The sequence below is a fragment of the Cellulophaga baltica genome (assembly GCF_900102165.1).
In the GTDB taxonomy this organism is placed as follows: Bacteria; Bacteroidota; Bacteroidia; order Flavobacteriales; family Flavobacteriaceae; genus Cellulophaga; species Cellulophaga baltica.
This window is the reverse complement of the sequence record NZ_FNBD01000016.1, coordinates 32,429-55,465: the sequence shown is the minus strand read 5'-3', so window position 1 is coordinate 55,465 and position 23,037 is coordinate 32,429. Positions and strand designations below refer to the sequence as shown.

The window sequence follows — 23,037 nt, the reverse complement described above, 5'->3', positions numbered from 1 at the left end:
AAATCTCCCATAGGCTATTAAAACCATGGGAGATTATTCTTAAAATAGTCGTTTGTAGCCTTATACGGCTACATCATATTCTCTAAGGGCATCATTTAGAGACGTTTTTTTGTTGGTACTTTCTTTACGCGTACCTATAATTAATGCACAAGGAACATTGTATTCTCCTGCAGGGAATTTTTTAGTATAGCTTCCCGGTATAACTACAGATCTTGCAGGAACTAAACCTTTGCGTTCTATAGGGGTATCTCCAGTAACATCTATAATTTTGGTAGATGCTGTAAGCACAACATTTGCACCTAAAACTGCTTCTTTCTCTACACGTACACCTTCTACAACAATACATCTAGAACCAACAAATACATTGTCTTCTATGATGACAGGAGAGGCTTGTAATGGTTCTAAAACACCACCAATACCAACACCACCGCTAAGGTGAACGTTTTTGCCTATTTGAGCACAACTACCAACGGTAGCCCAAGTATCTACCATAGTGCCTTCATCTACATAAGCACCTATATTTACATAACTAGGCATTAAAATAGTTCCAGCAGAAATATAAGCTCCGTGTCTTGCTGTTGCTCCTGGTACCACACGTATTCCTTTTTCTTTATATCCTTTTTTCAAAGGCATTTTATCGTGATATTCAAAAATACCCGCTTCAAGAGTTTCCATTTTTTGAATTGGGAAATAAAGTACTACGGCTTTTTTAACCCACTCATTTATTTGCCATCCGTCTGTTGTAGGTTCTGCACAACGCAATTTTCCGTCATCTAATAAGTCTATTACTGAGCGTATTGCAGTTTGTGTCTTCTCTTCTTTCAATAAATCTCGGTTGTCCCAAGCTTTTTCTATTTGCTCTCTTAATTCAGTCATTTTACGCTAAAATTTTCTCAAATATAAGTCCTACGCGCTAATTATTCGCGGGAATTTATAGTTATAACAATTTATCCTTTATTTTTGCAAAAAATATAATTTAGATGGCACGGATTGTTGCACTTGATTTTGGTAAAGTTAGAACAGGAATTGCTGTTACCGATGAGTTACAACTTATTGCATCAGGATTAACTACGGTAGCCACTAAGGAATTGATTGAATTTTTAAAAAACTATATTGCAACAGAAAGTGTTGAACTTATTGTAGTTGGTGAGCCTAAACAAATGAATAATCAGGTATCAGAATCTGAGGCATTGATACTTCCATTTCTAGAGAAATTGAAAGTAAGTTTTCCAATGATGAGAATAGAACGCCAAGATGAGCGTTTTACTTCTAAAATGGCTTTTCAAACGATGATTGATAGTGGCCTGAAAAAGAAACAAAGAAGAGATAAGGCTCTGGTTGATGAGATTAGTGCTACCATTATTTTACAAGCATATTTAAATAGAATTTAATACAATGATATTACCCATTACAGCGTACGGAGATCCAGTTTTACGAAAAGTAGGAACTGATATTACAAAAGATTATCCTAAACTTGAGACCTTAGTAGAAAATATGTGGGAAACCATGTATAATGCAAGTGGCGTTGGTTTGGCTGCACCACAAATTGGTTTGCCTATTCGCTTATTTGTTATTGATACCACTCCATTCTCTGAGGATGAAGATTTAGCTCCGGAAGATCAGAAAGCATTAAATGGTTTTAAAAAGGTTTTTGTCAATGCCAAGATAGAGGAGGAGACGGGAGAAGAGTGGACTTTTAATGAGGGTTGTTTAAGTATTCCGGATATCCGTGAAGATGTGAATAGAAAAGAAACCATTAAAATCACTTATTTAGATGAGAATTTTAATGAGAAAAGTGAAACCTATGGTGGTTTGTTGGCAAGAGTAATTCAACATGAATACGATCATATTGAAGGAATTTTGTTTACAGACAAGCTTTCAAGTCTTAAAAAACGTTTGATAAAAGGTAAATTAAGTAATATTTCTAAAGGAAAAATTAATGCAGATTACCGCATGCGTTTCCCTGATATGAAAAAAGGAAGATAATCTAGTTTTTTTATTACCGTAAAAGTTTAATATTTGTCCAGAAATTAAAATAATACATGAGTTTAGATAAAATTTTATCCATAGGGGGAAAACCAGGTTTGTTTAAATTATTAACACAAACTAGAGCTGGTTTTGTAGCAGAATCGTTATTAGATGGTAAAAAAATTACGGTAGGTTTTAAGAACAACGTAAGTGTTCTTTCTGAAATTGCTATTTATACACTAGATGCAGAAATTCCGCTTCGCGAAGTGTTTAAGAAAATTCAAGAAAAAGAGAATGGAGAAAAAACTCCAGTTTCTCATAAAGATGATAAGTTAAAATTGGAGGAGTACTTTTTTGAGATACTTCCTAATTATGACGAAGATAGAGTATATGCTAGCGACATTAAGAAAGTAATTCAGTGGTATAATATGCTCCAAGAGCAAGGAATTACGGATTTTGAAGCTAAAGAAGAAGTAAAAGAAGCAGCAAAGGAAGAAGGAGGAGAGTAAATCTATCCACTTTAAAACCAGTTGTTTGAAAAGGCAACGAATATGAAAATTCATATTCGTTGCCTTTTTTTGTTAAAATCTGTCTATTTCAAATTCCTTTATCTACAGTTTATTGCTATTCGTCTATGGTTTTATCGTAGTGGCGGCTTTATTCCTGATGTTATCACACAAAAAGAGGAGTTTTGAGACCTAATAATGATTTATTACAAATCAAAAACAAGATAGTATGGCAGCAGTAGAAGGAGAATTCGATAGAGATCTTCGAGGTGCTTTTTTTAATATGGCCTATTCGCCATTTGTTATTTTAAATAAGGATCTAAATTTTGTAGATATTAATCAAGCAGCTCTAACGGCTATCAAAATTAAGAGAGAAGATTTTATAGGAAGAAATTTATTAGATTTTTTTCCGTATTTAAAAGAGAATGAAAGATATCAGTTATATAAGGATGTTTTAGTAACAGGTAAGCCTGTCGGTTTTGATGAAGTTTCTTTTCATACCGATGCCGGAGTACTTAAATTCATGATAAAAGCCTTCAAGATTGGTGATTATTTAGGCATGAGTACGTTAAATGTTACGAATTTAACGAACACTATAGATCAACTAAAAACAACAAAAGTAAACTTACAGACTGTAAACGATAATCTTAAGCGCAAAAATCAAGAGTTAGAAGAGTTTTCTTATGTAGCGGCACATGATTTAAGATCGCCCCTTACTAATATTCATAGCTTATTAGATATGTTACAGAATGAGAATGCTATTTCTGAAGCAGGTATGCCGGTATTTGATAAAGTACAGCAGGTAGCCAAACAAATGTGCGATAAACTTAGGGCTTTAAATTCTGTAATTGCTTTGAAAACGAAATCGGATGATAAAAAAGAACTTCTAAGTTTTTCTAAAATTATTGAAAAAATAAAAGTTAATCACGCTGAGGAAATAGTACAGAGTAGGACTATAATTAAAGAAGATTTTGCCCGTGCGCCTAACATAGATTATAATGTAATTCAGTTAGAAAGCATTTTGCAAAACTTAGTCTCTAATGCGATAAAATTTAGAAACCCAAACAGGAAACCTGTTATTCTTATTAAAACAGCCTTAGTTAAAGAGCGGTTGGTTTTATCGGTTAAAGACAACGGATTAGGGTTTGAGCCGGCTACTGATCCCAATAAAATCTTTGGATTGTTTAAAAGAATGCACACCCATGTAGATGGACTTGGAGTAGGACTTTATGTTACGAATTCTATTATTACAAATAATGGGGGTGCTATTCGTGCTACAAGTGATATAAATAAAGGAACTGAATTTAAAATTACATTTTAATGGAAAATCAAACTAGTAGCGTTTTCAAAATACTGTTGGTGGAAGATGATGAAATTACCAATTACATAACCACCACAAAATTAAAAAATATAGGCTTTGAAAATGTTGACGCTGTATTAAACGGGGAGTTGGCACTAGAATATTTAGCGAAGGAACAACCTAATCTAATATTTTTGGACGTTAACATGCCTGTCATGGACGGCTTTGAGTTTTTAGACTCAGAGGAAGTCAAAAATCAATACTCAGGCATACCCATTGTCTTATTAACATCTTCTAGTAGGCCAAAAGACAAAGAAATGGCTTCTAGGTATAGCAATGTCATAGAGTACTTAGAAAAGCCCTTGAATTATGAGAAAATGAAAAAAATTCTATTAGCCATTAATAAGTAGATGGTCTTAGAAATATTTAGTCAAAAAGAATACAAACAGGCGTAGGAGCTTCAATTTCTGAAACAAATGTTAATAGTCCTGTTTGCGCATTTCTTTTAAAAGAAATTAGATTGTTGGTGTCTTGATTGGCTACAATTAAATAAGTGTCTTCTGGCGTTAATGAAAAATTCCTTGGATTCTCTCCACGGCAAGATTCATAACCAACTAAGCTTAAGTCACCACTATCTTCATGTATACTAAAAATGGCAATACTATTATGACCTCGGTTTGAAGCGTATAGGAATTTACCGTCTGCAGAAATATGGATGTCGGCACTTTTAGTTGCCTCTTTAAAATCCTCAGGAATAGAAGAGATGGTTTGCTTTTTTTCATAAGTACCGTCCGCTAATCTAGAAACGCTAGTGATGGTATTATCTAATTCATTTAAAACATATAGGATTTTTTTAGTAGGATGTTGTACCAAATGTCTTGGTCCTGCACCTTCTGCCATAGGCAATCTAAAAGGAGCTACGGAATCTAGTGTATTCCTAGTGGTATTGATACTTGAAAACCAAAGCTCATTCGTTCCTAAATCTACTGCGATAACAATGTTTTCATCAAACCAAGCAGAATGCGCGTGCGGTCCTTTTTGCCTTGCTGTAGTTCCTTGGCCACTATGTTGTTGCGTATCTAATAAATCAGTCAATTTTCCGGCAGAATCTATTTGTAATAAGCCCACAGAGCCACTACTGTAATTTGCCGCTAAAACGTATCCTTTATCGTTAATAGCAACATGACAAGGATGTGCACCACCTGATGAACTCATGTTCTTGAAAAGTAAAGTATCTTTCTCAATTTGATAAGAACTTACAAAGCCGGTGTTTTTTTCGGCTACTTCATTTACGGTTAAAAGAAATTTTTTGTCTGGGCTCAAGGCTAAAAACGACGGATTATTTGTTGTAGCCGCCAAGCCTATTTTAGCTAATTTTCCATCGGCCGAAAGGCTATATTTATAAATGCCCTTACTTTCTTTATCCGTATAGGTGCCTACATAAAAAGTAGCATCTTGTGCCGTTTCTTGTGCCACTTCTGGTGTGTTTTGAGTAGGTTTGGTTTCTGTTTTACAACTTGTAAGCATAATTACTACTAAAAAAAAGATAGAATACTTCATTGAGTGGGTTTGTGGTGGTACTATTAATTAGTTTTTAAGTATGGTTTCTGATACGTCTTTCTTCCAATCAATCAAAGTAGACGGGTAGTAGTTTACATTCATCCTGTTTAGATAAGGAGTTTGATTGGCTAAGCGTGTTTTAAAATCGTCCCAATTTCTATTTTCGTCCGTGGTCCAACCTAGTTCTGCATAGCCAATAATTCTAGGAAATGCTAAATATTCTAGCTCAGCTATTGTGGAAATTGTTTCAGACCACAGTGGTGCCTCTACACCTAAGATATCCTCCTTTTTTAGATTTTCAATATATGTTGTAGGAGACCAGTTGTAAGCCGTGTCAACAGGAATGAGTGCTGCCCAATCCAAGCCATGAATAGAGGTGTCATCATATTTCATATCCAGATAAGCTCTCGTAGCAGGTGACATAATTATTTTTGATCCTCTTGCAGCTGCTTTAGTTGCATTTTTCTTGGTGTTCCAATGTTGTGCAATACTGGTGCTATCTACATCCGCTTGCATAATTTCATCCCAGCCAATCATTTGCTTACCATGTTTTTGAACAATTTTTTCTACACGATTTACAAAAAGAATATAATCTTTCTTTTTAGTTACATGACTTTCATCTCCACCAATATGAAAATAAGGTCCTGGACTAAGTGCTGCTATTTCACGTACAACATCATCAATAAAAGCATAAACGGTATCCTTGTGCGCATCAAACGTACTAAAACCTACATGCGTACCTGTATATGGCTTTAACGTTTTGCCATTTCCGTTAAGAATTGGATATGCAACAGAAGCAGCATTGGTATGTCCTGGCATATCTACTTCAGGAATAATCGTCATATGATGTTTAGAAGCATAGCTTACAATTTCACTATACGCTTCTTGCGTATAAAAACCACCTTCGCCACCGCCAACTTCTGTAGCACCAGAAACAGCAGTCAGTTTTGGCCATGATTTTATTTCAATACGCCATCCTTGATCATCCGTAAGGTGTAAGTGTAGTTTGTTGATTTTATAATAAGCTAATACGTCTATGTATTTCTTTACATCGGTAACGCTAAAAAAATGCCTTGTAACATCTAGCATGGCACCTCGATATTCAAAATTAGGACTATCAATAATTTTGCCTGTTGGAATAAGCCACATAGGATGATCTGTGATGCTATCGTTACTTTTCTCTGGGATTATCTGTCGTAAGGTCTGCACACCTCTAAAAGCGCCCTCAGCAGTCTTAGAATTGATGATAATAGAATCTTTTGAAATGTATAATTGATAAGATTCTTTTGTTTCTAGTTCTAGACTGTCCGTTTGATTGATGTAAATAATGCGATCTACCTGTTCTAAATCAGTAGTATTTACAGGAACTTTCAATGATGTTAAGGTTTCAATTTTCTCTGATAAAAAAGTACCTACTTCGGTAAATCCATTAAATGCTTGAGAAGTGTAAATCACGGTGTTCTGATCTAAGCCAAAGGCAGAATTTGTCGCAATAACTTTAGAAGGCTTCGGAATAATATTTTCTGCGGATAAATTTGTTTCAGGAAATACAAGTACAACTTTCTTCTTTTTCTCTGCACAGGATAGGGATACAATCGCTAAAGCGAATAAAGCTATTTTTAAGGCAAAAATCTTTTTTTTCATAAATAAAAAACTAGCGTATTAGTCAATATAATCTTTAATAACAGAATGCCAGAGTTGATATCCTTTTTCATTCATGTGAAGGCCATCACTGATAAAAAGATCTTTTTTTAATTGCTTTCTCTCTAGCATGATGTCCCATACGTTTGCAAATTCTAAGTTGTCATTTTCTTCACAAAAACGTTTCAATTTTCTGTTTAATCGCTTATATTTTCCTTTGTATTTCCATCTAGAAATACTTGGTTTAGGCGATATAATAACCACTTTGGTTGTACTGTCATTTACTTTTATAGTCTCAATTAATTCTGAAAATGTTGTCAGAATTTCTTTTGATTTTTTTTTAGATGATATGTCATTATCTCCTTCGTAGATAAAGACTTTTTTAGGACGATACGTAAAAATAAGCTCCTTGGTATAGCCTAATAAATCAATAGTTTGAGACCCACCAAAACCAGTATTTAGTACTTGATGGTTCGGAAAATCTTGATCTAAAGTTTTCCACATACGTACACTAGAACTGCCTGTAAAGACAATGGTTTCTCTAGAAGAATCCCATAGCGAATCATATTTTTTAGAGATGGCTGTTACTTCATCTTTAAAATAAGCGTTGGGTTGCGCCATGCAAAATAGGGGAACTAAAAATAATACTAAAAATTTCACTTTAAATGCTTTAAGCTTCTAAGATAGCTTTTATCTGTGAAACCTTCAATTTAAAATATATTACAAGTAATAACTTTTGTAATTCAAGCGCAGCGAAATCATCCTGTAAAAATTCTTTTTTTTAGTGTTACTATTCTATATATTTGGCATCAAATTAATCGGGATGTAGCGCAGTCCGGTAGCGTACACGGCTGGGGGCCGTGTGGTCGCAGGTTCAAATCCTGTCATCCCGACTGAATAAGAAAATGAATCGTGTTGCGGTTCATTTTTTGTTTCCAAGAGCATCACGAACAATGTTCGTGTAAGCGTTTGGACACAAAAAATGAAAAGGCGCTAGCCTTCATTTTGGTATTTGCACAGAGGGTTTATTAGGATTCTGTAAATCCAGATTTTGTTCGTGTAAGCGTTTGGAGACAAAAAATGAGAAGGCGCTAGCCTTCATTTTGGTATTTGCACAGAGGGTTTATTAGGATTCTGTAAATCCAGATTTTGTTCGTGTAAGCGTTTGGACACAAAAAATGAGAAGGCGCTAGCCTCCATTTTGATATTTGCAATGAGGGTTTATTCGGATTCTGTAAATCCAGATTTTGTTCTGTAAGCGTTTGGACACAAAAAATGAGAAGGCGCTAGCCTTCATTTTGATATTTGCAATGAGTGTTTATTCGGATTCTGTAAATCCAGATTTTGTTCGTGTAAGCGTTTGGAAGCAAAAAATGAGAAGGCGCTAGCCTTTATTTTTATATTTTCAATGTGTGTTTATTAGGATTCTATAAATCCTATTATTGAGGTGAAGGGGTGAGATGATTGGATTTTTGCTAGTTATTATTCATATGTTTCTTCTATGGCTTAAAATACAATACCTACAACAGAGTATAGGTGTTTTTAAAATTAAAAACCGCTATAGGCAAGTGTTCTTACTTGCTTATAGCGATTTAGTTTTTGAATACGGAAGTTGCTTCTAAAGCGCTCCTTTGTAATTTTAAAAGAAACAGATTTATTGATTACAATCCCAATCAGGTCTGTACTGCGCATCATTTAATTCAGCAATATCTTTATTAGCGCCAGTTTGGATGGTGATATCTTTCGTATCGTAAAATAAAATGTAGTCTATATTGGCATTTTTTGAACGCCCAGACATGGTGAATGTATATTCTTCACCTTCTATCAAATTGTATAGAATTGCCGATTTGTTATGGGCTGCTCCGCCATCACCAGAATAAACTCCACCCCATTGATCAACACCTCTACCAAAAAATTTCAAGTCAGTTTCTAAGTCTTCCGTGGTATATTTATCAGTAGCCGTAGTAAAATTACCTGCCATTCTTATATAAACGTCATTAGATTTATCTTCCTCTGCACCCTCTAAACGCTGGTATAGACGCATAACTAATTTATATGCTCCAGTAGACGGAGCTGTAAATACATATTCTAAAGGAGACGTTGCAGGACCACTACCTTGATTGTTACCTGTAAATTCTAAATGCGTTTCATTTATAGGACCAAGACTTTCTTTATCCAAATAGCCCGCGTCACCTTTGCTTATTAATTCCCATTGGTCTAAGGGCGATTCTGTTGCTTCTGCTTCAAAAACCACATAGTTTGTTCCAAATGTCTTTAGACAGTCTAAGACCTCTTCAGGATCTGTTGGTTCGGGATCTGGATCAGGTGTTTCTGGATCGGGTGTCTCTGGGCTAACTTCCTCATCAGTAGGATCGTCAGTTGCGTTTTCATCAACTTCTTCTGTTTCAGGATCTACAGAAGTATCTCCATCAGAGGAGCAAGAACTTAAGTTGAATAAAAGACATACAACTAATGCACTTAAATAATATTTTTTTTTCATAATTAGGATAATAATTTAGATGGTTATTGTTAGAAATTAACGATTAAAGAAGGTTAAAATTGTATTTGAATTTTGACCCATTACAACAGCTTAATTCTTTTAATTTCTATGATCACTATGGTAGTATGAGCTGTTATTAATTAATAAGATCTTTTGAAAAAGCATACTGAATGCATGACCTGTAGGGTATTCCTTATGATTTTTTATATCTAGATAAGTGGAGCTGCTTTAAGGCTTTAAAATAGTTTGTGAAGTACTATAACTTACAGGATTTCTTTTGGAATTAATTTTCTGGTCCAAGTTTTTAATCGTTTATACTTATTTACTTCAGAATCTGGATTGAAATCTAACGTGGTCTCCCATGAATTTTCAGGTTTAAACTCTTCTTCCATTCCGCTTAAAACACCCTTTGAAATTTTTTCAGAAGTAACAATAACCACACATTCAGTATTTAAATTAGCACTTCTGGGGTCTAGATTAAAGGTGCCAATGACTGTTGTTTTATGGTCTACAACCATAGATTTTGCATGCAACCCAAAAATAGGAGTGTAGTCTAGTTTTTCTTGTAACTCTCCTGTCATAATTTTTTTACGTTCTGCAGCATCAGGTCTAAATTCAAAGATTCTTACACCTGTTTGTAATAATTTTTTTCTATCTGTTTGATAACTACTGAAAGCTTCTACGTTATCTGTTGAAGCTAAGCTATTCGTTAAGATTCTAATTTTTACACCGCGGTCTACGGCATCTTTAAATAAATTTTGCGCTAATTTTGTTGTTATTAAATATGGGGTTTGAATGTCTATAGATGATTTCGCATTTTTAACTAGGTTAATTAAGGCACTAGTAGAAATTCCGCCACCTCCTAAACCACTTTCTCCATCATTTTTTCCGGGAGCATCAGAAATAAACTGTACATCATCTAACCAAACTAAATCTCCTGATGCATTAATTTTTTTAAATGTTGTAGGTAAGGCAGCAATACGCTTTCTAACTTGTGGCCAAAAATTATAAGGATTACAGGCATATTCATGAAGTTTGTCAAATCTTTCTTCTGATGTTATATTTTCAGGTAGCTCTTCAATAACTTCTGAAACCTCTTTTGTTAAGGTGCTATTCCAAAATTGGTCAAAAGAAGTATTTACAGTTTTAGCTATTTTTCCTAATAATAGAATATCCCTATCTCTAAAATTATACTCATGGTCATAATCAAAATACTCATCGGCAATATTCCTGCCTCCAGTAATGACCACTTTACCATCTACTATGAACGTTTTGTTGTGCATACGTTGATTGGCAGTTCTAAAATCTGTTGTAAATTTTTGTATTTTTTTAAAAATGTTTTTTCCTAGATTAACTCCTGGGTTATAAATTTTGACTTCAATATTTTTGTGAGAGGCAAAGGTTAAAATATCCTGAATGTCTGCATTTACCATAATGTCATCTACAATAATTCTTACTTTAACCCCGCGATCTGCTGCTCTAATCAAATAATCACAAGCAATTAAACCTACAATATCGGTAGAAAAAATAAAATATTGAATGTCTATGGTCTTTTCTGCATATTCGCTAAGCCACGCTCTGGCCACCATAGAACCACTGCCGTCTTCTAAAACATATACACCGGTTTTCGTAGCCATCAATTCTTTTACGCTGGCTAATTCCTTGCTTAATGTTATACTGTCGTTTTTATGAATGTTAGCACAGAAATCTGTTGGTGGAGTTATCTTCTGTTCTTCATTACAAGAAGCTAGTATTAATAAAAAAAGAACAAAGGCGTATTTATAGTTAAGAATCAAATTCATGGCGCTTATCATCGGTTGTTGTTAATGGTTTAATTGATAAACGCATTTATAGTCTTTAGCGTGTATAGGGAACCCAATCTATCATAAGAAAGATAGGGTTAACAAGCATATATTTTTCAGGAAACAATCAAACTAGAAGTTACCACAACAGATTGATGAAGCGTTTTGTGTACAGGACATTTATCTGCAATCTCAAGAAGGCGTTTTTTTTGAGCCTCATCCAAATCACCTATTAGTTCTATGTTTTTTGTAATATGATCAATTTTTGATTTTTTCTCATCACATTCCATACAATCTTTTATATAATCTTTGCCATGGGTAAGGTGTACAATAACTTCTTTTAAATCCCATTTCTTTAGATTGGCATATAATCGTAAGGTCATTGCTGTACAAGCGCCTAAAGAAGAAAGCAAAAGGTCATAAGGGGCTGGTCCAAAATTATTGCCACCTACGCTTTCCGGTTCATCTGCAATTAAAGGGTGTCCTGCAGCTAAAATAGAGGTCGTAAGACTTTCGTTTCCAATTTGTACAACAACTTGTTTTGAGGTTGTAAGCTTCTTTTTATCCTCTTTTTTAATATATCTCGATGCCCATTGTGCAATTAAATTACCAACGTAGGCAGAATCTTCTTTATGTGATAGCAAATGATCTGCACCATCTAAGGAAACAAAGCTTTTAGGGTGCATGGCTTCAGCATAGATCTCGGCAGCATTTTTTATGCCTACAGTCGTATCTTGTGGAGAATGTAGGATCAAAAGTGGTTTTCGTAATGATTTTACAATAGCACTCATATTTTTGCTCGATAGATCTTCAATAAATTGTTTTGCAATAGCGAAAGGTCTTCCTCCAATAGTTACCATTGCTTTTCCATTAGCTTCAATCTCTTCCAAGCCATTTTTAAAAAGATGTTGCACATGTTGGGGAGATGATGGGGCACCGATTGTGGCTACAGCATCAACAGAACTTATTTTTCTAGCAGCGTATATTGCCGCGGCACCCCCTAAAGAATGGCCTATGATTAATTTAGGAGCTTCTAATTCAAGCGCCATATAATTAGCGACATCTTCTAGATCTTGAATGTTAGAAGAGAAATTTGTGTCTGAAAAATCACCTTCGCTTTGTCCAAGTCCGGTAAAATCAAAACGTATAACACCAAAACCCTGAAGCGTTAGTGCTCTTGATATATTTCTGACAGGAGTTAAATTTTTATTACATGTAAAGCAATGCGCAAATAGGGCATAAGCAATAGGATGTTGGTTGGCAGGTACTTCTAGTTTACCGGAAATTAGAACTCCTTTTGAGTTTTTGAAGGATATTGTTTTATTTTTCATGTTCGGTATTCGTTTTAATAACCTTTAGTATTTGTGGTATACAAGTACAGGCAAGTAGGTAATTTAGCAAACAAAAAGAAGATAGGTCTTTTAATAAGTGGGCACCGGTATGCAAGTTTTTAGGTGTATGAGCGGTTTCTACAAGTTGTCTATAGATTTGAGTATGAAGTCATGATTACAACTTTCTCAATGTAACCCTTCTGTTTTTAGCCTTACCTTCTTCCGTAGCATTGTCTTCTACAGGTTTTGTTTGTCCAAAACCTTCACTTTTTAATCGTGCTTCATCAATATCTTCATCTGTAAGCGCCATAAGAACCGCTCTAGCTCTATTTTTTGATAATTTCAAATTAGCAACTTCATCCCCTGTATTGTCTGTATGTCCCTCGATTTTAATTTTTAAATCGGGACTCGCTTTCATCATTTTTGCAATTTCATTAATTATATCATAGGAATCTGCTTTAATTCTAGATTTACCCTTGTCAAAATTTATATGCAGCGTAGCAAAGCCTTTAGCGTTGATATCTTCTAACATGGTTTCAGCTGTAATTTTCTCAATAGTTTGCTCAAAATCTTTATATGCTACAACACCTATAGTTCTTGATTTTGAAGAAATTTGAAAGCCTAATTTTTGTTGAGCTGTTTGTAAAACATATAGGCTAATTGGGCCGTTTACAACATCTCCTGCGTAAAACTCATGCATGTGTTTATAAATAGCATTTGGGTTATCTCCCCATTTTTGAGTTTGTTCGTAAGGAATCTGTCCTTCAAAAAGTAAGATCGCCCCTATAGATTTAAATATTCAGATACGCTTTTGTCAAATAAATATTGTTCCCATTCTTTATCGCCTTCCATAGCAATACTCATTCGTTCCACTTTTCCATCAAGAACAAAGAACTGCCTTCCGTCAAAAAATTCCAATTTATCAAATTCAAAAGATTCTGATTCGTCTTTATCTACAATCATCCCTTTAGGAGGTGTTAGATAGGGAAATTCACCGATATCAACGGTTGATTCTGGGATTTCTGCCCAAGAAAATTCTTTTTTCAACTTCTTTATTTGGTGCTTTTTCGGTGGGAACCGCTACCGGAGTGGTATTGCTTTCTATCTCTTTATTCGTTTTTTCTGCTGTAGTATCCTTGCAGGAAAGGAATGTTACTAAAACTAGATTGATTAAAGCTATTTTTTTCATCGTTATTGGTTTTATTAAAAAAAGAGACCACAGCTACGCTGGCGTTAAACTATTTGTTTTGCTGACTTAGGAAATATACGCTAAACATCAAATTAAAAACCTGACTGTTAGTTTTTTGAAGGATAATAAGTAAAGATATTTTAGTTGAAATCTTAGCTTAATCTTGGCAAGAATAAAATGTATTATTAGTCAAGTAAACTAAAATATTCTTTTACTTGATTGATGTGTTCTTCTTTGCGTGCAGCACTCAACCAGCTGGCTTCAAAGGCATTGATGGCTAATTGCATAAGTTGTGATTTATTTAAATTTAGCGCCTTAGCCGTTTCATAGTAATTTTCATTCATGTACCCGCCAAAATAAGCAGGATCATCTGAATGTATAGTGGCTATTAGCCCTTTGTCAAGCATTTTAGCTACAGGATGTTCTTCCATTTTTTGAATAACTTTAAGTGCTACATTACTTAATGGACATAAGGTTAATGCAATCTTTTCTTTTAGCAACCTTTCTACCAGTGCTTCATCATCTAAACACCGGTTTCCGTGATCTATACGGACAACTTTAAGGAGGTCTAAAGCTTCCCAAATGTAAGTTGATGGTCCTTCTTCTCCTGCATGCGCTACCAATTTGTAACCTTCGTCTGCAGAGGCTTTAAAGACTTTAGAAAACTTACTAGGCGGGTTGCCCATTTCAGAAGAATCTAGCCCAACACCATGAATGTATTGTTTATAAGGCAATGAAGATTCTAGTGTTTTAAAGGCTTCTTCTTCACTTAAATGTCTCAAATACGACATAATAAGTTGGTAGGAGATATTTAATTCTTCTTTGGCTTTTTCTAATGCCTTAAAAATTCCATTGAATACTACATCAAAAGAAATGCCTCTATCGGTATGGGTTTGTGGATCAAAAAAGACTTCGACGTGCACTACATTTTGACTGTGGACTTTAGTAAGGTATGCCCACGTTAAATCATAAAAATCTTGTTCATGAATGAGGACTTGTGCGCCAATATAATATAGGTCTAGGAATTCTTGAAGATTATTAAATTTATAGGCTTCTTTTAAGGAAGCTATGGAATCATACGCCAGTGTAATGTTGTTTCTTTTAGCTATTTTAAACATCAGCTCAGGTTCAAAACTTCCTTCAATATGTAAATGTAATTCGGCTTTGGGAATACCTTGAATAATTTTTTTTAATGCAGATGATTCCATAAAATGTATTGTTTAAGTGTACTGAAAAGTGTTTTTTGTATGGCCGTTCTATGTTGAATTAAAATATGCTTTCTACTTAAAAATGTAGTTATAAGCGTTTTCATATCCATTAAATATAAAACTATTTTCTCGGCAACCTGATATTTTCTTTAATCTTTTTGAGCTATTCTGCGCTTATTTGCTGCTAATGTGTAAAGTAAAATCTCTTCATCGGAATTAGGAAGTTTCGTTACACCGTCTTTTTGTAGGCCTAGTTTTTCTAACAGTTTTTGAGAAGAAAAATTCTCTTTAGAGGTAATTGCTTTTACTTCATTCAGCTTAAATTCATCAAAAGCGGCATTCAAAATTCTATGACTCGCTTCATAGGCATAGCCTAGCCCTTCAAAACCAGGTAAAAGCCCAAATCCAATATCAATACCCGCTACACCATCCCGATTGTAAAGTCCGCAGGTGCCAATTTTTACTTCATCATGTTTTGTGATCATAGTATAACTAGAAAATCCTAGCGCCTTTAGTTGTGGGAGCATCATACGTTTTATATAATCGGCAGCCATCGGAATAGAAATAATACCTCTATCGTCTACATATTTTATAAACTTATCTGTGTTCATTAACTGATAAATTAATTCAGCATCTTCCTCTAATGTAGGTCTTAGTCGTAAGCGTTCTGTTTTAAATTCTGTATACATTGTTTAGGTACTTTGTGGGCATAGTGCCTTTAGCCTAAAAATACAGAAAAGAAGTATATAGTAGCTTTATGAGCTTAAAAAATGTTTATTGAGGTTTAATATGATCGATAATTGGTGGCGACCTATATCTTTTGAAAAAGGATTTTTATGTGTAGAAATGCTATATCCATAAAAGATATTTACATCACCATAGAGTCCTAAACCTATTTTTGGTGTTATGACAAAATCTCGTTCTTCAAAATCGCTCAGGTATTTAGCTTCTAAACCCAAATTAAGTAAGTAGGTATTGACCTCGTAGCCAATTTTTAAACCATAGATATCTTTTCTTTGGCTAGGAGTCCATTCCAGAGCACTATAGATATCATTAGAGAAAAAGCCAGTATCGCCATAATTACATTTATGTAATGCTAGACCAATTTCTTTATAGAATGATTTTTGTATTCCTGCTCCAACGCGAAACGAAATTTGTTTTTCAGAACTAAAATGGTGAGACCCCCAATTCGGGATGCTATCATTTTAAGTTTCCTGGCCAAATGCCATAAAACCTATACAAAGGATACAGATACTTAAGCTATTTTTTATCATTTTATTCCATCTAAAAAATTGCGTACATCATAATCATCAATCTTGAATTTGCCATTTTTATAGGTAGCCTTCTGTTCTTCTAGTGCTCCAGTAGTGCTGTTTTTATAAGGGTAGGAAATGGTTTTTGTGTCCGTTTCATACGTTATTTTAGAAGGCTCGTAAAATGTGAGTCCACTTTTAGGGAGCAATTCTTTATTCTCATCCGTAGGATAGGATGTGGCTATAGATGTCCAAGAACATACGATCAATTCTGATCCTTGTCTAAATCCTTTCTTTTTTATGGCAGTCTCTTTTTTTAGTTTAAAAACGGTGGCAGAATAACAAGAGAAGGATAAATCATCTTGCCTTTCAATAATCAAAAATTCTTTAGCATTCAGCGCATGTACCTCTACAAAATATTGATGCCTTTTAAAATCAGTATGAACAATTTTCTGTGTTTCACGGTCTATTAATTCGGAAATATAATTAAGATGATAAAAATCTTTTGAAAAATGATAAAGCTGTAATTTACTGTTGGTATCCTTAAAAGACTCAAAATGAAACATAGCAGCATCACACTTCTTTTTTACTATTTTTAAGATGCTAGTACTGTCATTTTTAGATTGGATAATTTCTTCAATTTCTCGCGTAAAACGATGTAGCAGACTGTCTTTTACATATTCGGATTTGTCAATTTCTTGCCCATAAGTAATTAACGAGACGCTAAATCCTATGAAGATTAGTGTTTTTAAGTGCATAGGTTACATTCTGAATGTGCTATTTTTTACTATAGATTACTGAAAACTACTTCCTGTAGCAGTAACTAATTCAATAGCCACTGTTTTATATAGTTTGGTATTAAAGGTGTAAAAAAAAGGATAGTAGATTAATTGTATTTTAGTCCTCATTACCTTCATCAATAAGTTTATCTACAATAGATTTTAATTCCCCTTTTTTAATAGGTTTTATAATGTAATCAGAGATTTCACTTATTTTTTTTGCACGTTCAATATCTACAGTATCTACTGAAGATGAAACCATGTAAATAGTTATTTTTTTTCCTAATTTAGGTTTAATCTTTATGTATTCTTCCATAAACTGAAAGCCATCCATGATAGGCATATTGATGTCTAGTAGAATAACATCTGGTAATTCTTCATCTTTGTGAAGGTTTTTTATCATGAAATCTAAGGCCTCTTCGCCATCAGAAAAAGCAATAATTTTTTTAGCTAGATTGAGCGCTTTTATTGTTTTTATTACTGTAAATTGGTAAATGTCATCGTCATCAACAATACAAAAATTAAAGTTCTTAATCATCTTCTATTTATTAAATTTTATGGTGAAAATAGAGCCTTCGTTGACTTCACTCTCAACAGTTATTTTACCACCCATGGCTTCTACTTGTACTTTTGTCATAAATAAACCAACTCCTTTGGCATCTGGATGGCGGTGGAACACTTTATTTAAACCAAATATTTTCTTGCCATGTCTCACTAAATTAATACCCAGACCATTATCTTTAAAGCTTAGTTTTTGAACTCCGTTTTCTACCGTTGCTTTAATAAAAATTTCAGGAGTTTTATCCTCCGCTTTATATTTTATAGCGTTACTCACTAAGTTAAGGAAAATACTCTCTAAATAAACTTTACTATACATAATAGTTGGAGCTGCTGTAAAATCGCTACTTATTTTAGCATTAGTAGCTATTATTTGACCTGAAAGAATTTCTTTAGTTTTAGAGAGGATTTCTTCAAAGGAGAGGAGTTCTATATTTTTAGAGGTTTCATCTTTTGTTTTCAATGCTTCTACTAAGGTGTTGAGGGTAGAAGTAAGGTGATGTATGACACTCTCAAATTTCTCAAACAATTGCACTTTTTCAAGAGTTGTTTCTGCATCCTTATAAAATTCTAATAAAGAATTTAGATTGCTCACGGGTGCTCGTAAGTTATGGGAGGTTATATGCGCAAAATCTGCTAATTGGGTGTTTTTTATGGTTAGCTTATCTGTTAATAGTTCTAAGCTTCCTTTGGCGTCTATGATTCTTTTTTCAGCTCTTTTCTGAAATGTAATGTCTCTAACTGCAGCAGAAACAAGTACTCCTTCTTCTGTTTTAAGCGGACTTAAGCTTATTTGGATAGGAATTTCTCTTCCGTGTTTATCAATTCCAAAAAGCTCTTTTCCTTCTCCCATTTTTCTTGTTTTGGGAATATTGAAATACAGCTCGCGGTGGTTAGCGTGTGCATTAATATAACGTTCAGGAAGTAATAATTCTACAGGTTGGTCTAATAGTTCTCCTATAGAATATCCGAATAGTTTTTCTGCCTGTTTATTAATGAGTTGTATTTTACCTTTTTCATTTACAATAACCATGGCATCTGGGGCAGATTCTAATAAACCTTTAAACTTAATTTCTGCCATTCGTTGCTGGGTCACATCTTGGCAGGTTCCAATGATCTCAATAACATCTCCCTTTTCATCTGTAATAACTTCTCCGAGAAGCTGAATTATTTTGATTTTGCCACTATCTAATTTAATGTGATGTAATAAATCGTAAAAATGTTTATCCTGTTTAGATTTTTCAAAAGAAGTACTTACAGTTTCCTTATCTCCAGGATGAACATAACTAAAATAGGTGTCATATGTTAAAACTTCATCTGGATGTACTTCAAAAATATTGTATAAGTTGCTAGACCATTTGACATTATCAGTAATAGTATCTAGCTGCCAATGCCCCATCAGGGTTATTTTTTCGGCATGGTTCAATACTTCATTTTTACGCAGCAAATCTCGCTCCACCTTTTTCTGATCAGTGATATCTCGTATAATTCTTATATAGCCGTTGCTTTTACCATTCTCATATTTCATAGGAGTAATGGTGGAATGTGCAATAAAGGTGCTGCCATCTTTTTTTAGGATAGTCCACTCTCTAGCATCATTCGCATCATGCTCAGCCAATATTTTGTAGGGATCAAAGTCAATAGTTTTTAACTGATAGCGTGCTGCTAAATCTCTTTTGAAGTTTTCAATTTCTTCTTTTAAAAGAAAAGAATCACTTTTTTTTGAGCCAACCATTTCATCAGGAGAATACCCTAATAAGGTGTGGGCTCCTGAATTAAACTGAGATATGATATCATCGTTTGTTGTAGCTATTACCGCTATTATTTCAGCATTTACATTAGGACTCATTAAAATAGGTTTAGATAAGCATATTAATTTTAAGCTCGTGCATCAGGAATAAAACCATGATTTATTTCAACCAATTTTGATCAGGTCCATAAAGCCCTCAAGTATGACTGTTGTACTCTAAAAAATTCTACTTATTTTCTAAGTATAAATTTCTAGGGTGCCAATTTCTAAAATAATACGTATTATACTCAATACCTAAAGATTTTACGCACGCTATAAATATAGATAAAACTTACAAGTAAACCCTTAAGAATGTTTAATTTATACTTTCTAAGGGTATGAATTTTAGTTTGTAAGACAGGAATAAATATATTTTTTTTCGTGCTTTTTAAAGTGCTCAGAACACTGATACTAGTAGAGTTTATTCAATTGTTTCTATTTTTTGCTTTGTAATGTAGAGCTTACATTAATCAGGTATCGACTTTAATTCTGCGATATCACTTTTTGTGAACATATTTTTAAGTTTGGCTAGGAAACCAGTATTTAAATTAAGAGATAGCGTGGCTTTTTTCCGAATATCAACCTGTAATTCTTTTGCGATTTCATCAATAAACTTATGGTAAGATCTATTAAGAATTAATGATGTATCACCAATTTCATTAGTCAGGTTTGTATCTAGGTGTGTTTGGGTTAGGTAGCAATTCTCAAGGGTTATTTCTTCCTCTTTATGTGCTAAAAGAAACCGTTTCTGTAGCAAGAAAATTTGGTTATCTCTTTTTTCAAGTCGCGCTACTTTTCCTTTTTTAAATTGCTTGGTTTCTTTATTGATATAGACCAAAATAGACAAGGTAGTTCCGTTGGTTAAAATAGTATCTTTTTTTCTAAAGACATTTAGAATAGGATATACTAACAAATATTTAATTCGAGTCACTAGGCGTATAGATTTTCGATAGAAGAACAGCGCTACAATAAACATAATTCCAGAGAAGATTACCGAAGTAATAGGGCTAATGATACTGATGAGAACAAAAACGATAGACAATACAATTTTTGATACTTCCAAAATTGTATCTATTAATGGTATAGGCGATAGAAAGATTAAAATATCAATAAAGAATCTAAAGGTCATCACGATTACTAAAAAATACATTGAAACGGCTAACACTATAATTGTTTTTAAACTGATGGAAAAGAAGCTTGCTTGGTATACAATTTCATCATGAGCAGGATTATCAGACAAAAAGGTAGGCGCTAGCATAACAAAGCCATTAATTATTAAAGCAGCATGATTGGATAGGTAATTATCTGCTAAACCAATAGGAGCGGTAGCTTTATTTGTTTTAAATACAGTGCCTACTAACGCTGTAAATAGAAATAAAGCACCAAAAAGTATCAATACAAACCAATTATTAAAAAAAGGATTGGTCGCGACAAAATCATTATGAAAGCCAATTTTTGAACATAAAGAAGTCAGAAATATGGTGATATACGGATTAATAGCCATGGGTGCCAATTGTGAAAATTGATCTACGAGACTAAAATTTTGAGTGAGCGTTTGCTGTATTTGTGAAGCATCCGTTTGAGAAAACAGAACAAAAGGTATAGATAATACGATAAGTAAAAGCAGCACTAATTTTTTCATGCGTGGTAGGTTATTGTTTGGTTTTTAAATTTTATTTATCCACAACTATTCAGATGCATTATGTAGTGGAAGGTATAAATATAGAAAAAAGTTAGAATTATCGTGCGCGATCATTTTAATTATACTTTTTATAAAGGGCATGTGAAATTGTATTAATCCAGAAAGCAATGCGTTTTTTAAAGGTAATTCCTGTACGGTAAATGAACTAAAAGAATCTTTTATTGCGCGTTTTTCTCCGTTTTACTATTCTTCTTCTAGCTAAGAGAATACGATTCGTTAATCTATTTCTTTTAAAAAATAAGACGGAAATCCCCATTGTAGTTAATAAAGCGATGAATGCAGAATTGCCTAATGCACCTCCATAGCCATTAAAAAATTGACTCTTATGAAGATAAATACAACTAAATATGATACTGGCAATAACTAAAATGACATAGGTGCCTTTGGCCTTAAAAGAAACCATACCAATAAATGATCCTCCTATAAATACCACAGGGATATTTTTGGTTAAAAAAGGATTAAGAAGTTCAGGAAATAGGTGAAAAAATAAACCAACAACTAAAGATAACATGGCAGAAGACCTTACTGGCCCTTGTTTTAGATGTTCATTGAAATAAAACGTTAGCGTAGCTCCAAAAATTCCTGTGATGATAATGATAAAAGTATTCATAAACTCAACCAGTAAATTAAAGATACCGTGACTACGCCTGCAAAAGCGATAGTACCTAGTTTTCCGCCGACTCCTAGAAATAAGTTTTTAGAAAACATATAAAATAGCCCTGCAACCATTCCTGCGGCAATTATAAAATAAATTGAAGGTGTTATCTCTGAGCTAGACATCCCTATAAATGCACCGCAATATAGTGCCGGAGGTAATTTTTTTAAATAGCGTGATTGTTTTTTTATTTTTGGAATAAATGAAGCCGTTGTCCCAACAATACCAGCAGATAGGACACTTCCTAAGCCTACTATGTTGTTTAAGGTATATGTAATAACTGCGCCAATAGGAATCAAGACAACCACCGCTATTTTTTCATAAGCGTATTCACTGTGGTGCAGATCTACATATTTGTGCCCAAATAATAATAAGGTAATTAAAAATAACGCCAAAAGCGCTGCGTAATTATTGGTGTCATAGTTTTCTCTGAAAATCATGGTCATAAATGTAATTTGAATGCCAATAACATGTATGATCATAAAAAGTCGAAGGGCTTTATGCTTCTTCATTAAGGAAATTTAATAGTCACTAGTACTCTATGGAGTGTACTTGTTTTTAACAAAAAATAAACATTGGAAAAAAGAATTCTAAAGCAGGAGGGAGGCCTTAGAAGTATTTCTGTTTTCACGTTGCAAATTTAAGAATTTAAGCTTGAATTAAAAATTTCAAATGCCTTGAAGTTGGGTTTTAATTGAAGGATGGCTAGATGGAGCCTATAAGTTTTTTAGTGTGTTGATATTGCTAAAGTTATAGCGTGTACGATGTGCTATTTTCACAAGTTCTATGAAGGCCTTGCTCTATGGTCTGTGTTGAATGTAGGAGTTATGCTTAGCGACTTAGTTTTTCTCAGGCCAAATAGTTTTAAAACGCTCACAAACAATTAACATCGTTTCGGTAGGTTGTTCTCCGCTTTCTTCCATGGCATTTGCAAAGAAATCCCAGTGGGCTTTCTTCCATTTGTTTAGCGCATCAATTTCTGTTCCCATATCCATCTGAGCGTAGCTTGAAGAAACTTTATTAAAAGGAATTGTATCTACTTTAGTAGTTTCGATGATGGCCTGAGGAATGCCTTCAAAATTTGTGACAATAATTTCTGTTCCTACTTCAGGCAATGGGGCCTTAGCTTCTTTATACCACATATAGAGTCCAGAACCTGCCTTCTTTTTCCCATCTAAAATGAGCTTTGCCAACCGGTCTGCATCTTCTTTATTATCATGAAAAAAATAGGATTCTGGTTGTTCTTCTTGAGCCTCAGGATGTGCTTTTTTAAAACTAGTCCACATACTCTCAACA

At 33.9% G+C, this 23,037-nt stretch carries 24 protein-coding genes and 1 tRNA gene; 6 read left to right on the top strand and 19 right to left on the bottom strand.

The genetic code is table 11. The features are described from left to right. Nucleotides 1-60: 60 nt before the first annotated feature. Complete coding sequence (locus BLQ19_RS19060; protein ID WP_025614299.1) at nucleotides 61-876, bottom strand: 2,3,4,5-tetrahydropyridine-2,6-dicarboxylate N-succinyltransferase; 816 nt, start codon at nucleotides 874-876, stop codon at nucleotides 61-63. Between the two features lie 104 nt (nucleotides 877-980). On the opposite strand from BLQ19_RS19060, the gene ruvX reads away from it, so the two are divergent. The 5 genes from ruvX (at nucleotide 981) to BLQ19_RS19035 (ending at nucleotide 4,184) form a co-directional block, all read left to right on the top strand. Beyond that, nucleotides 981-1,391: a Holliday junction resolvase RuvX gene (gene ruvX / locus BLQ19_RS19055; protein ID WP_074539387.1), complete on the top strand. Its 411-nt coding sequence runs from the start codon at nucleotides 981-983 to the stop codon at nucleotides 1,389-1,391. Between the two features lie 4 nt (nucleotides 1,392-1,395). Next, complete coding sequence (gene def / locus BLQ19_RS19050; RefSeq protein ID WP_025614301.1) at nucleotides 1,396-1,986, top strand: peptide deformylase; 591 nt, start codon at nucleotides 1,396-1,398, stop codon at nucleotides 1,984-1,986. 56 nt (nucleotides 1,987-2,042) lie between these two features. Continuing rightward, nucleotides 2,043-2,477 (top strand): DUF5606 family protein, encoded by a 435-nt coding sequence (locus BLQ19_RS19045; RefSeq protein WP_025614302.1) that lies wholly within the window; start codon nucleotides 2,043-2,045, stop codon nucleotides 2,475-2,477. Nucleotides 2,478-2,703: 226 nt separating this feature from the next. After that, complete coding sequence (locus tag BLQ19_RS19040; protein ID WP_074539386.1) at nucleotides 2,704-3,795, top strand: sensor histidine kinase; 1,092 nt, start codon at nucleotides 2,704-2,706, stop codon at nucleotides 3,793-3,795. After that, entirely contained in the window at nucleotides 3,795-4,184 is a 390-nt protein-coding gene (locus BLQ19_RS19035) for a response regulator (protein ID WP_024479687.1), read from the top strand. Before BLQ19_RS19040 ends, BLQ19_RS19035 begins: the two co-directional genes overlap by 1 nt. Before the next feature lie 16 nt (nucleotides 4,185-4,200). On the opposite strand, the gene BLQ19_RS19030 is transcribed toward BLQ19_RS19035, so the two are convergent. Genes BLQ19_RS19030 through BLQ19_RS19020 form a run of 3 tightly spaced genes read right to left on the bottom strand, consistent with a single transcriptional unit; the run spans nucleotide 4,201 to nucleotide 7,635 of the window. Further along, nucleotides 4,201-5,334: a lactonase family protein gene (locus tag BLQ19_RS19030; RefSeq protein ID WP_074539385.1), complete on the bottom strand. Its 1,134-nt coding sequence runs from the start codon at nucleotides 5,332-5,334 to the stop codon at nucleotides 4,201-4,203. 27 nt (nucleotides 5,335-5,361) lie between these two features. Continuing rightward, a complete protein-coding gene (locus tag BLQ19_RS19025) occupies nucleotides 5,362-6,978 on the bottom strand; it encodes a beta-N-acetylhexosaminidase (RefSeq protein ID WP_074539384.1) in 1,617 nt (538 codons plus the stop codon). Between the two features lie 18 nt (nucleotides 6,979-6,996). Beyond that, the gene (locus BLQ19_RS19020; RefSeq protein WP_083332300.1) at nucleotides 6,997-7,635 is read right to left on the bottom strand and encodes a GDSL-type esterase/lipase family protein; all 639 of its coding nucleotides are present in this window, start codon (nucleotides 7,633-7,635) and stop codon (nucleotides 6,997-6,999) included. 159 nt (nucleotides 7,636-7,794) lie between these two features. Here BLQ19_RS19020 and BLQ19_RS19015 point away from each other — a divergent pair. Continuing rightward, nucleotides 7,795-7,868: transfer RNA gene (locus tag BLQ19_RS19015), tRNA-Pro, on the top strand. A gap of 761 nt (nucleotides 7,869-8,629) precedes the next feature. On the opposite strand, the gene BLQ19_RS19010 is transcribed toward BLQ19_RS19015, so the two are convergent. The 15 genes from BLQ19_RS19010 to BLQ19_RS18935 form a co-directional block, all read right to left on the bottom strand. After that, nucleotides 8,630-9,475, bottom strand: coding sequence for a hypothetical protein (locus BLQ19_RS19010; RefSeq protein WP_074539382.1), 846 nt, complete (start codon nucleotides 9,473-9,475; stop codon nucleotides 8,630-8,632). A gap of 263 nt (nucleotides 9,476-9,738) precedes the next feature. Then, nucleotides 9,739-11,277 carry a phospholipase D family protein gene (locus BLQ19_RS19005; RefSeq protein ID WP_254788441.1) on the bottom strand — a complete coding sequence of 513 codons (1,539 nt, stop codon included), beginning with the start codon at nucleotides 11,275-11,277 and terminating at the stop codon, nucleotides 9,739-9,741. Nucleotides 11,278-11,393: 116 nt separating this feature from the next. Next, complete coding sequence (locus BLQ19_RS19000) at nucleotides 11,394-12,608, bottom strand: bifunctional alpha/beta hydrolase/OsmC family protein (RefSeq protein ID WP_074539380.1); 1,215 nt, start codon at nucleotides 12,606-12,608, stop codon at nucleotides 11,394-11,396. Nucleotides 12,609-12,783: 175 nt separating this feature from the next. Beyond that, on the bottom strand, nucleotides 12,784-13,308 hold the full coding sequence (locus tag BLQ19_RS18995; RefSeq protein ID WP_074539379.1) for an OmpA family protein: 525 nt from the start codon (nucleotides 13,306-13,308) through the stop codon (nucleotides 12,784-12,786). 83 nt (nucleotides 13,309-13,391) lie between these two features. Then, nucleotides 13,392-13,655, bottom strand: a complete 264-nt coding sequence (locus tag BLQ19_RS21660; RefSeq protein ID WP_254788438.1) for a hypothetical protein — start codon at nucleotides 13,653-13,655, stop codon at nucleotides 13,392-13,394. Continuing rightward, nucleotides 13,609-13,797 carry a hypothetical protein gene (locus tag BLQ19_RS18985; protein WP_074539377.1) on the bottom strand — a complete coding sequence of 63 codons (189 nt, stop codon included), beginning with the start codon at nucleotides 13,795-13,797 and terminating at the stop codon, nucleotides 13,609-13,611. The genes BLQ19_RS21660 and BLQ19_RS18985 overlap by 47 nt, the downstream gene beginning before the upstream one ends. A gap of 185 nt (nucleotides 13,798-13,982) precedes the next feature. Further along, on the bottom strand, nucleotides 13,983-15,005 hold the full coding sequence (locus tag BLQ19_RS18980; RefSeq protein WP_074539376.1) for an adenosine deaminase: 1,023 nt from the start codon (nucleotides 15,003-15,005) through the stop codon (nucleotides 13,983-13,985). A gap of 149 nt (nucleotides 15,006-15,154) precedes the next feature. After that, nucleotides 15,155-15,694, bottom strand: a complete 540-nt coding sequence (locus BLQ19_RS18975; RefSeq protein ID WP_074539375.1) for a GNAT family N-acetyltransferase — start codon at nucleotides 15,692-15,694, stop codon at nucleotides 15,155-15,157. A 581-nt stretch (nucleotides 15,695-16,275) separates the two neighbouring features. Continuing rightward, a complete protein-coding gene (locus BLQ19_RS18965; protein WP_074539373.1) occupies nucleotides 16,276-17,016 on the bottom strand; it encodes a hypothetical protein in 741 nt (246 codons plus the stop codon). A gap of 139 nt (nucleotides 17,017-17,155) precedes the next feature. Beyond that, nucleotides 17,156-17,575 (bottom strand): response regulator, encoded by a 420-nt coding sequence (locus BLQ19_RS18960; RefSeq protein ID WP_029445620.1) that lies wholly within the window; start codon nucleotides 17,573-17,575, stop codon nucleotides 17,156-17,158. Between the two features lie 3 nt (nucleotides 17,576-17,578). Then, nucleotides 17,579-19,444, bottom strand: a complete 1,866-nt coding sequence (locus BLQ19_RS18955) for a PAS domain-containing sensor histidine kinase (protein WP_074539372.1) — start codon at nucleotides 19,442-19,444, stop codon at nucleotides 17,579-17,581. A 406-nt stretch (nucleotides 19,445-19,850) separates the two neighbouring features. Next, nucleotides 19,851-21,026, bottom strand: coding sequence for a hypothetical protein (locus BLQ19_RS18950; RefSeq protein ID WP_074539371.1), 1,176 nt, complete (start codon nucleotides 21,024-21,026; stop codon nucleotides 19,851-19,853). A 205-nt stretch (nucleotides 21,027-21,231) separates the two neighbouring features. Next, nucleotides 21,232-21,696, bottom strand: coding sequence for a hypothetical protein (locus tag BLQ19_RS18945; protein WP_024479702.1), 465 nt, complete (start codon nucleotides 21,694-21,696; stop codon nucleotides 21,232-21,234). Then, nucleotides 21,693-22,253, bottom strand: coding sequence for a hypothetical protein (locus BLQ19_RS18940; RefSeq protein ID WP_074539370.1), 561 nt, complete (start codon nucleotides 22,251-22,253; stop codon nucleotides 21,693-21,695). Before BLQ19_RS18940 ends, BLQ19_RS18945 begins: the two co-directional genes overlap by 4 nt. 327 nt (nucleotides 22,254-22,580) lie before the next feature. Continuing rightward, a complete protein-coding gene (locus tag BLQ19_RS18935) occupies nucleotides 22,581-23,027 on the bottom strand; it encodes an ASCH domain-containing protein (RefSeq protein ID WP_226990059.1) in 447 nt (148 codons plus the stop codon). Nucleotides 23,028-23,037 lie beyond the last annotated feature (10 nt).

Excerpts from the sequence above, each read along its gene's own strand:
- BLQ19_RS19060 (WP_025614299.1), bottom strand. The coding sequence starts at position 876 with ATGACTGAATTAAGAGAGCAAATAGAAAAAGCTTGGGACAACCGAGAT.
- ruvX (WP_074539387.1), top strand. The coding sequence starts at position 981 with ATGGCACGGATTGTTGCACTTGATTTTGGTAAAGTTAGAACAGGAATT.
- def (WP_025614301.1), top strand. The coding sequence starts at position 1,396 with ATGATATTACCCATTACAGCGTACGGAGATCCAGTTTTACGAAAAGTA.
- BLQ19_RS19045 (WP_025614302.1), top strand. The coding sequence starts at position 2,043 with ATGAGTTTAGATAAAATTTTATCCATAGGGGGAAAACCAGGTTTGTTT.
- BLQ19_RS19040 (WP_074539386.1), top strand. The coding sequence starts at position 2,704 with ATGGCAGCAGTAGAAGGAGAATTCGATAGAGATCTTCGAGGTGCTTTT.
- BLQ19_RS19035 (WP_024479687.1), top strand. The coding sequence starts at position 3,795 with ATGGAAAATCAAACTAGTAGCGTTTTCAAAATACTGTTGGTGGAAGAT.
- BLQ19_RS19030 (WP_074539385.1), bottom strand. The coding sequence starts at position 5,334 with ATGAAGTATTCTATCTTTTTTTTAGTAGTAATTATGCTTACAAGTTGT.
- BLQ19_RS19025 (WP_074539384.1), bottom strand. The coding sequence starts at position 6,978 with ATGAAAAAAAAGATTTTTGCCTTAAAAATAGCTTTATTCGCTTTAGCG.
- BLQ19_RS19010 (WP_074539382.1), bottom strand. The coding sequence starts at position 9,475 with ATGAAAAAAAAATATTATTTAAGTGCATTAGTTGTATGTCTTTTATTC.
- BLQ19_RS19005 (WP_254788441.1), bottom strand. The coding sequence starts at position 11,277 with ATGAATTTGATTCTTAACTATAAATACGCCTTTGTTCTTTTTTTATTA.
- BLQ19_RS19000 (WP_074539380.1), bottom strand. The coding sequence starts at position 12,608 with ATGAAAAATAAAACAATATCCTTCAAAAACTCAAAAGGAGTTCTAATT.
- BLQ19_RS18995 (WP_074539379.1), bottom strand. The coding sequence starts at position 13,308 with ATGCATGAGTTTTACGCAGGAGATGTTGTAAACGGCCCAATTAGCCTA.
- BLQ19_RS18985 (WP_074539377.1), bottom strand. The coding sequence starts at position 13,797 with ATGAAAAAAATAGCTTTAATCAATCTAGTTTTAGTAACATTCCTTTCC.
- BLQ19_RS18980 (WP_074539376.1), bottom strand. The coding sequence starts at position 15,005 with ATGGAATCATCTGCATTAAAAAAAATTATTCAAGGTATTCCCAAAGCC.
- BLQ19_RS18975 (WP_074539375.1), bottom strand. The coding sequence starts at position 15,694 with ATGTATACAGAATTTAAAACAGAACGCTTACGACTAAGACCTACATTA.
- BLQ19_RS18965 (WP_074539373.1), bottom strand. The coding sequence starts at position 17,016 with ATGCACTTAAAAACACTAATCTTCATAGGATTTAGCGTCTCGTTAATT.
- BLQ19_RS18960 (WP_029445620.1), bottom strand. The coding sequence starts at position 17,575 with ATGATTAAGAACTTTAATTTTTGTATTGTTGATGACGATGACATTTAC.
- BLQ19_RS18955 (WP_074539372.1), bottom strand. The coding sequence starts at position 19,444 with ATGAGTCCTAATGTAAATGCTGAAATAATAGCGGTAATAGCTACAACA.
- BLQ19_RS18950 (WP_074539371.1), bottom strand. The coding sequence starts at position 21,026 with ATGAAAAAATTAGTGCTGCTTTTACTTATCGTATTATCTATACCTTTT.
- BLQ19_RS18945 (WP_024479702.1), bottom strand. The coding sequence starts at position 21,696 with ATGAATACTTTTATCATTATCATCACAGGAATTTTTGGAGCTACGCTA.
- BLQ19_RS18940 (WP_074539370.1), bottom strand. The coding sequence starts at position 22,253 with ATGAAGAAGCATAAAGCCCTTCGACTTTTTATGATCATACATGTTATT.
- BLQ19_RS18935 (WP_226990059.1), bottom strand. The coding sequence starts at position 23,027 with ATGTGGACTAGTTTTAAAAAAGCACATCCTGAGGCTCAAGAAGAACAA.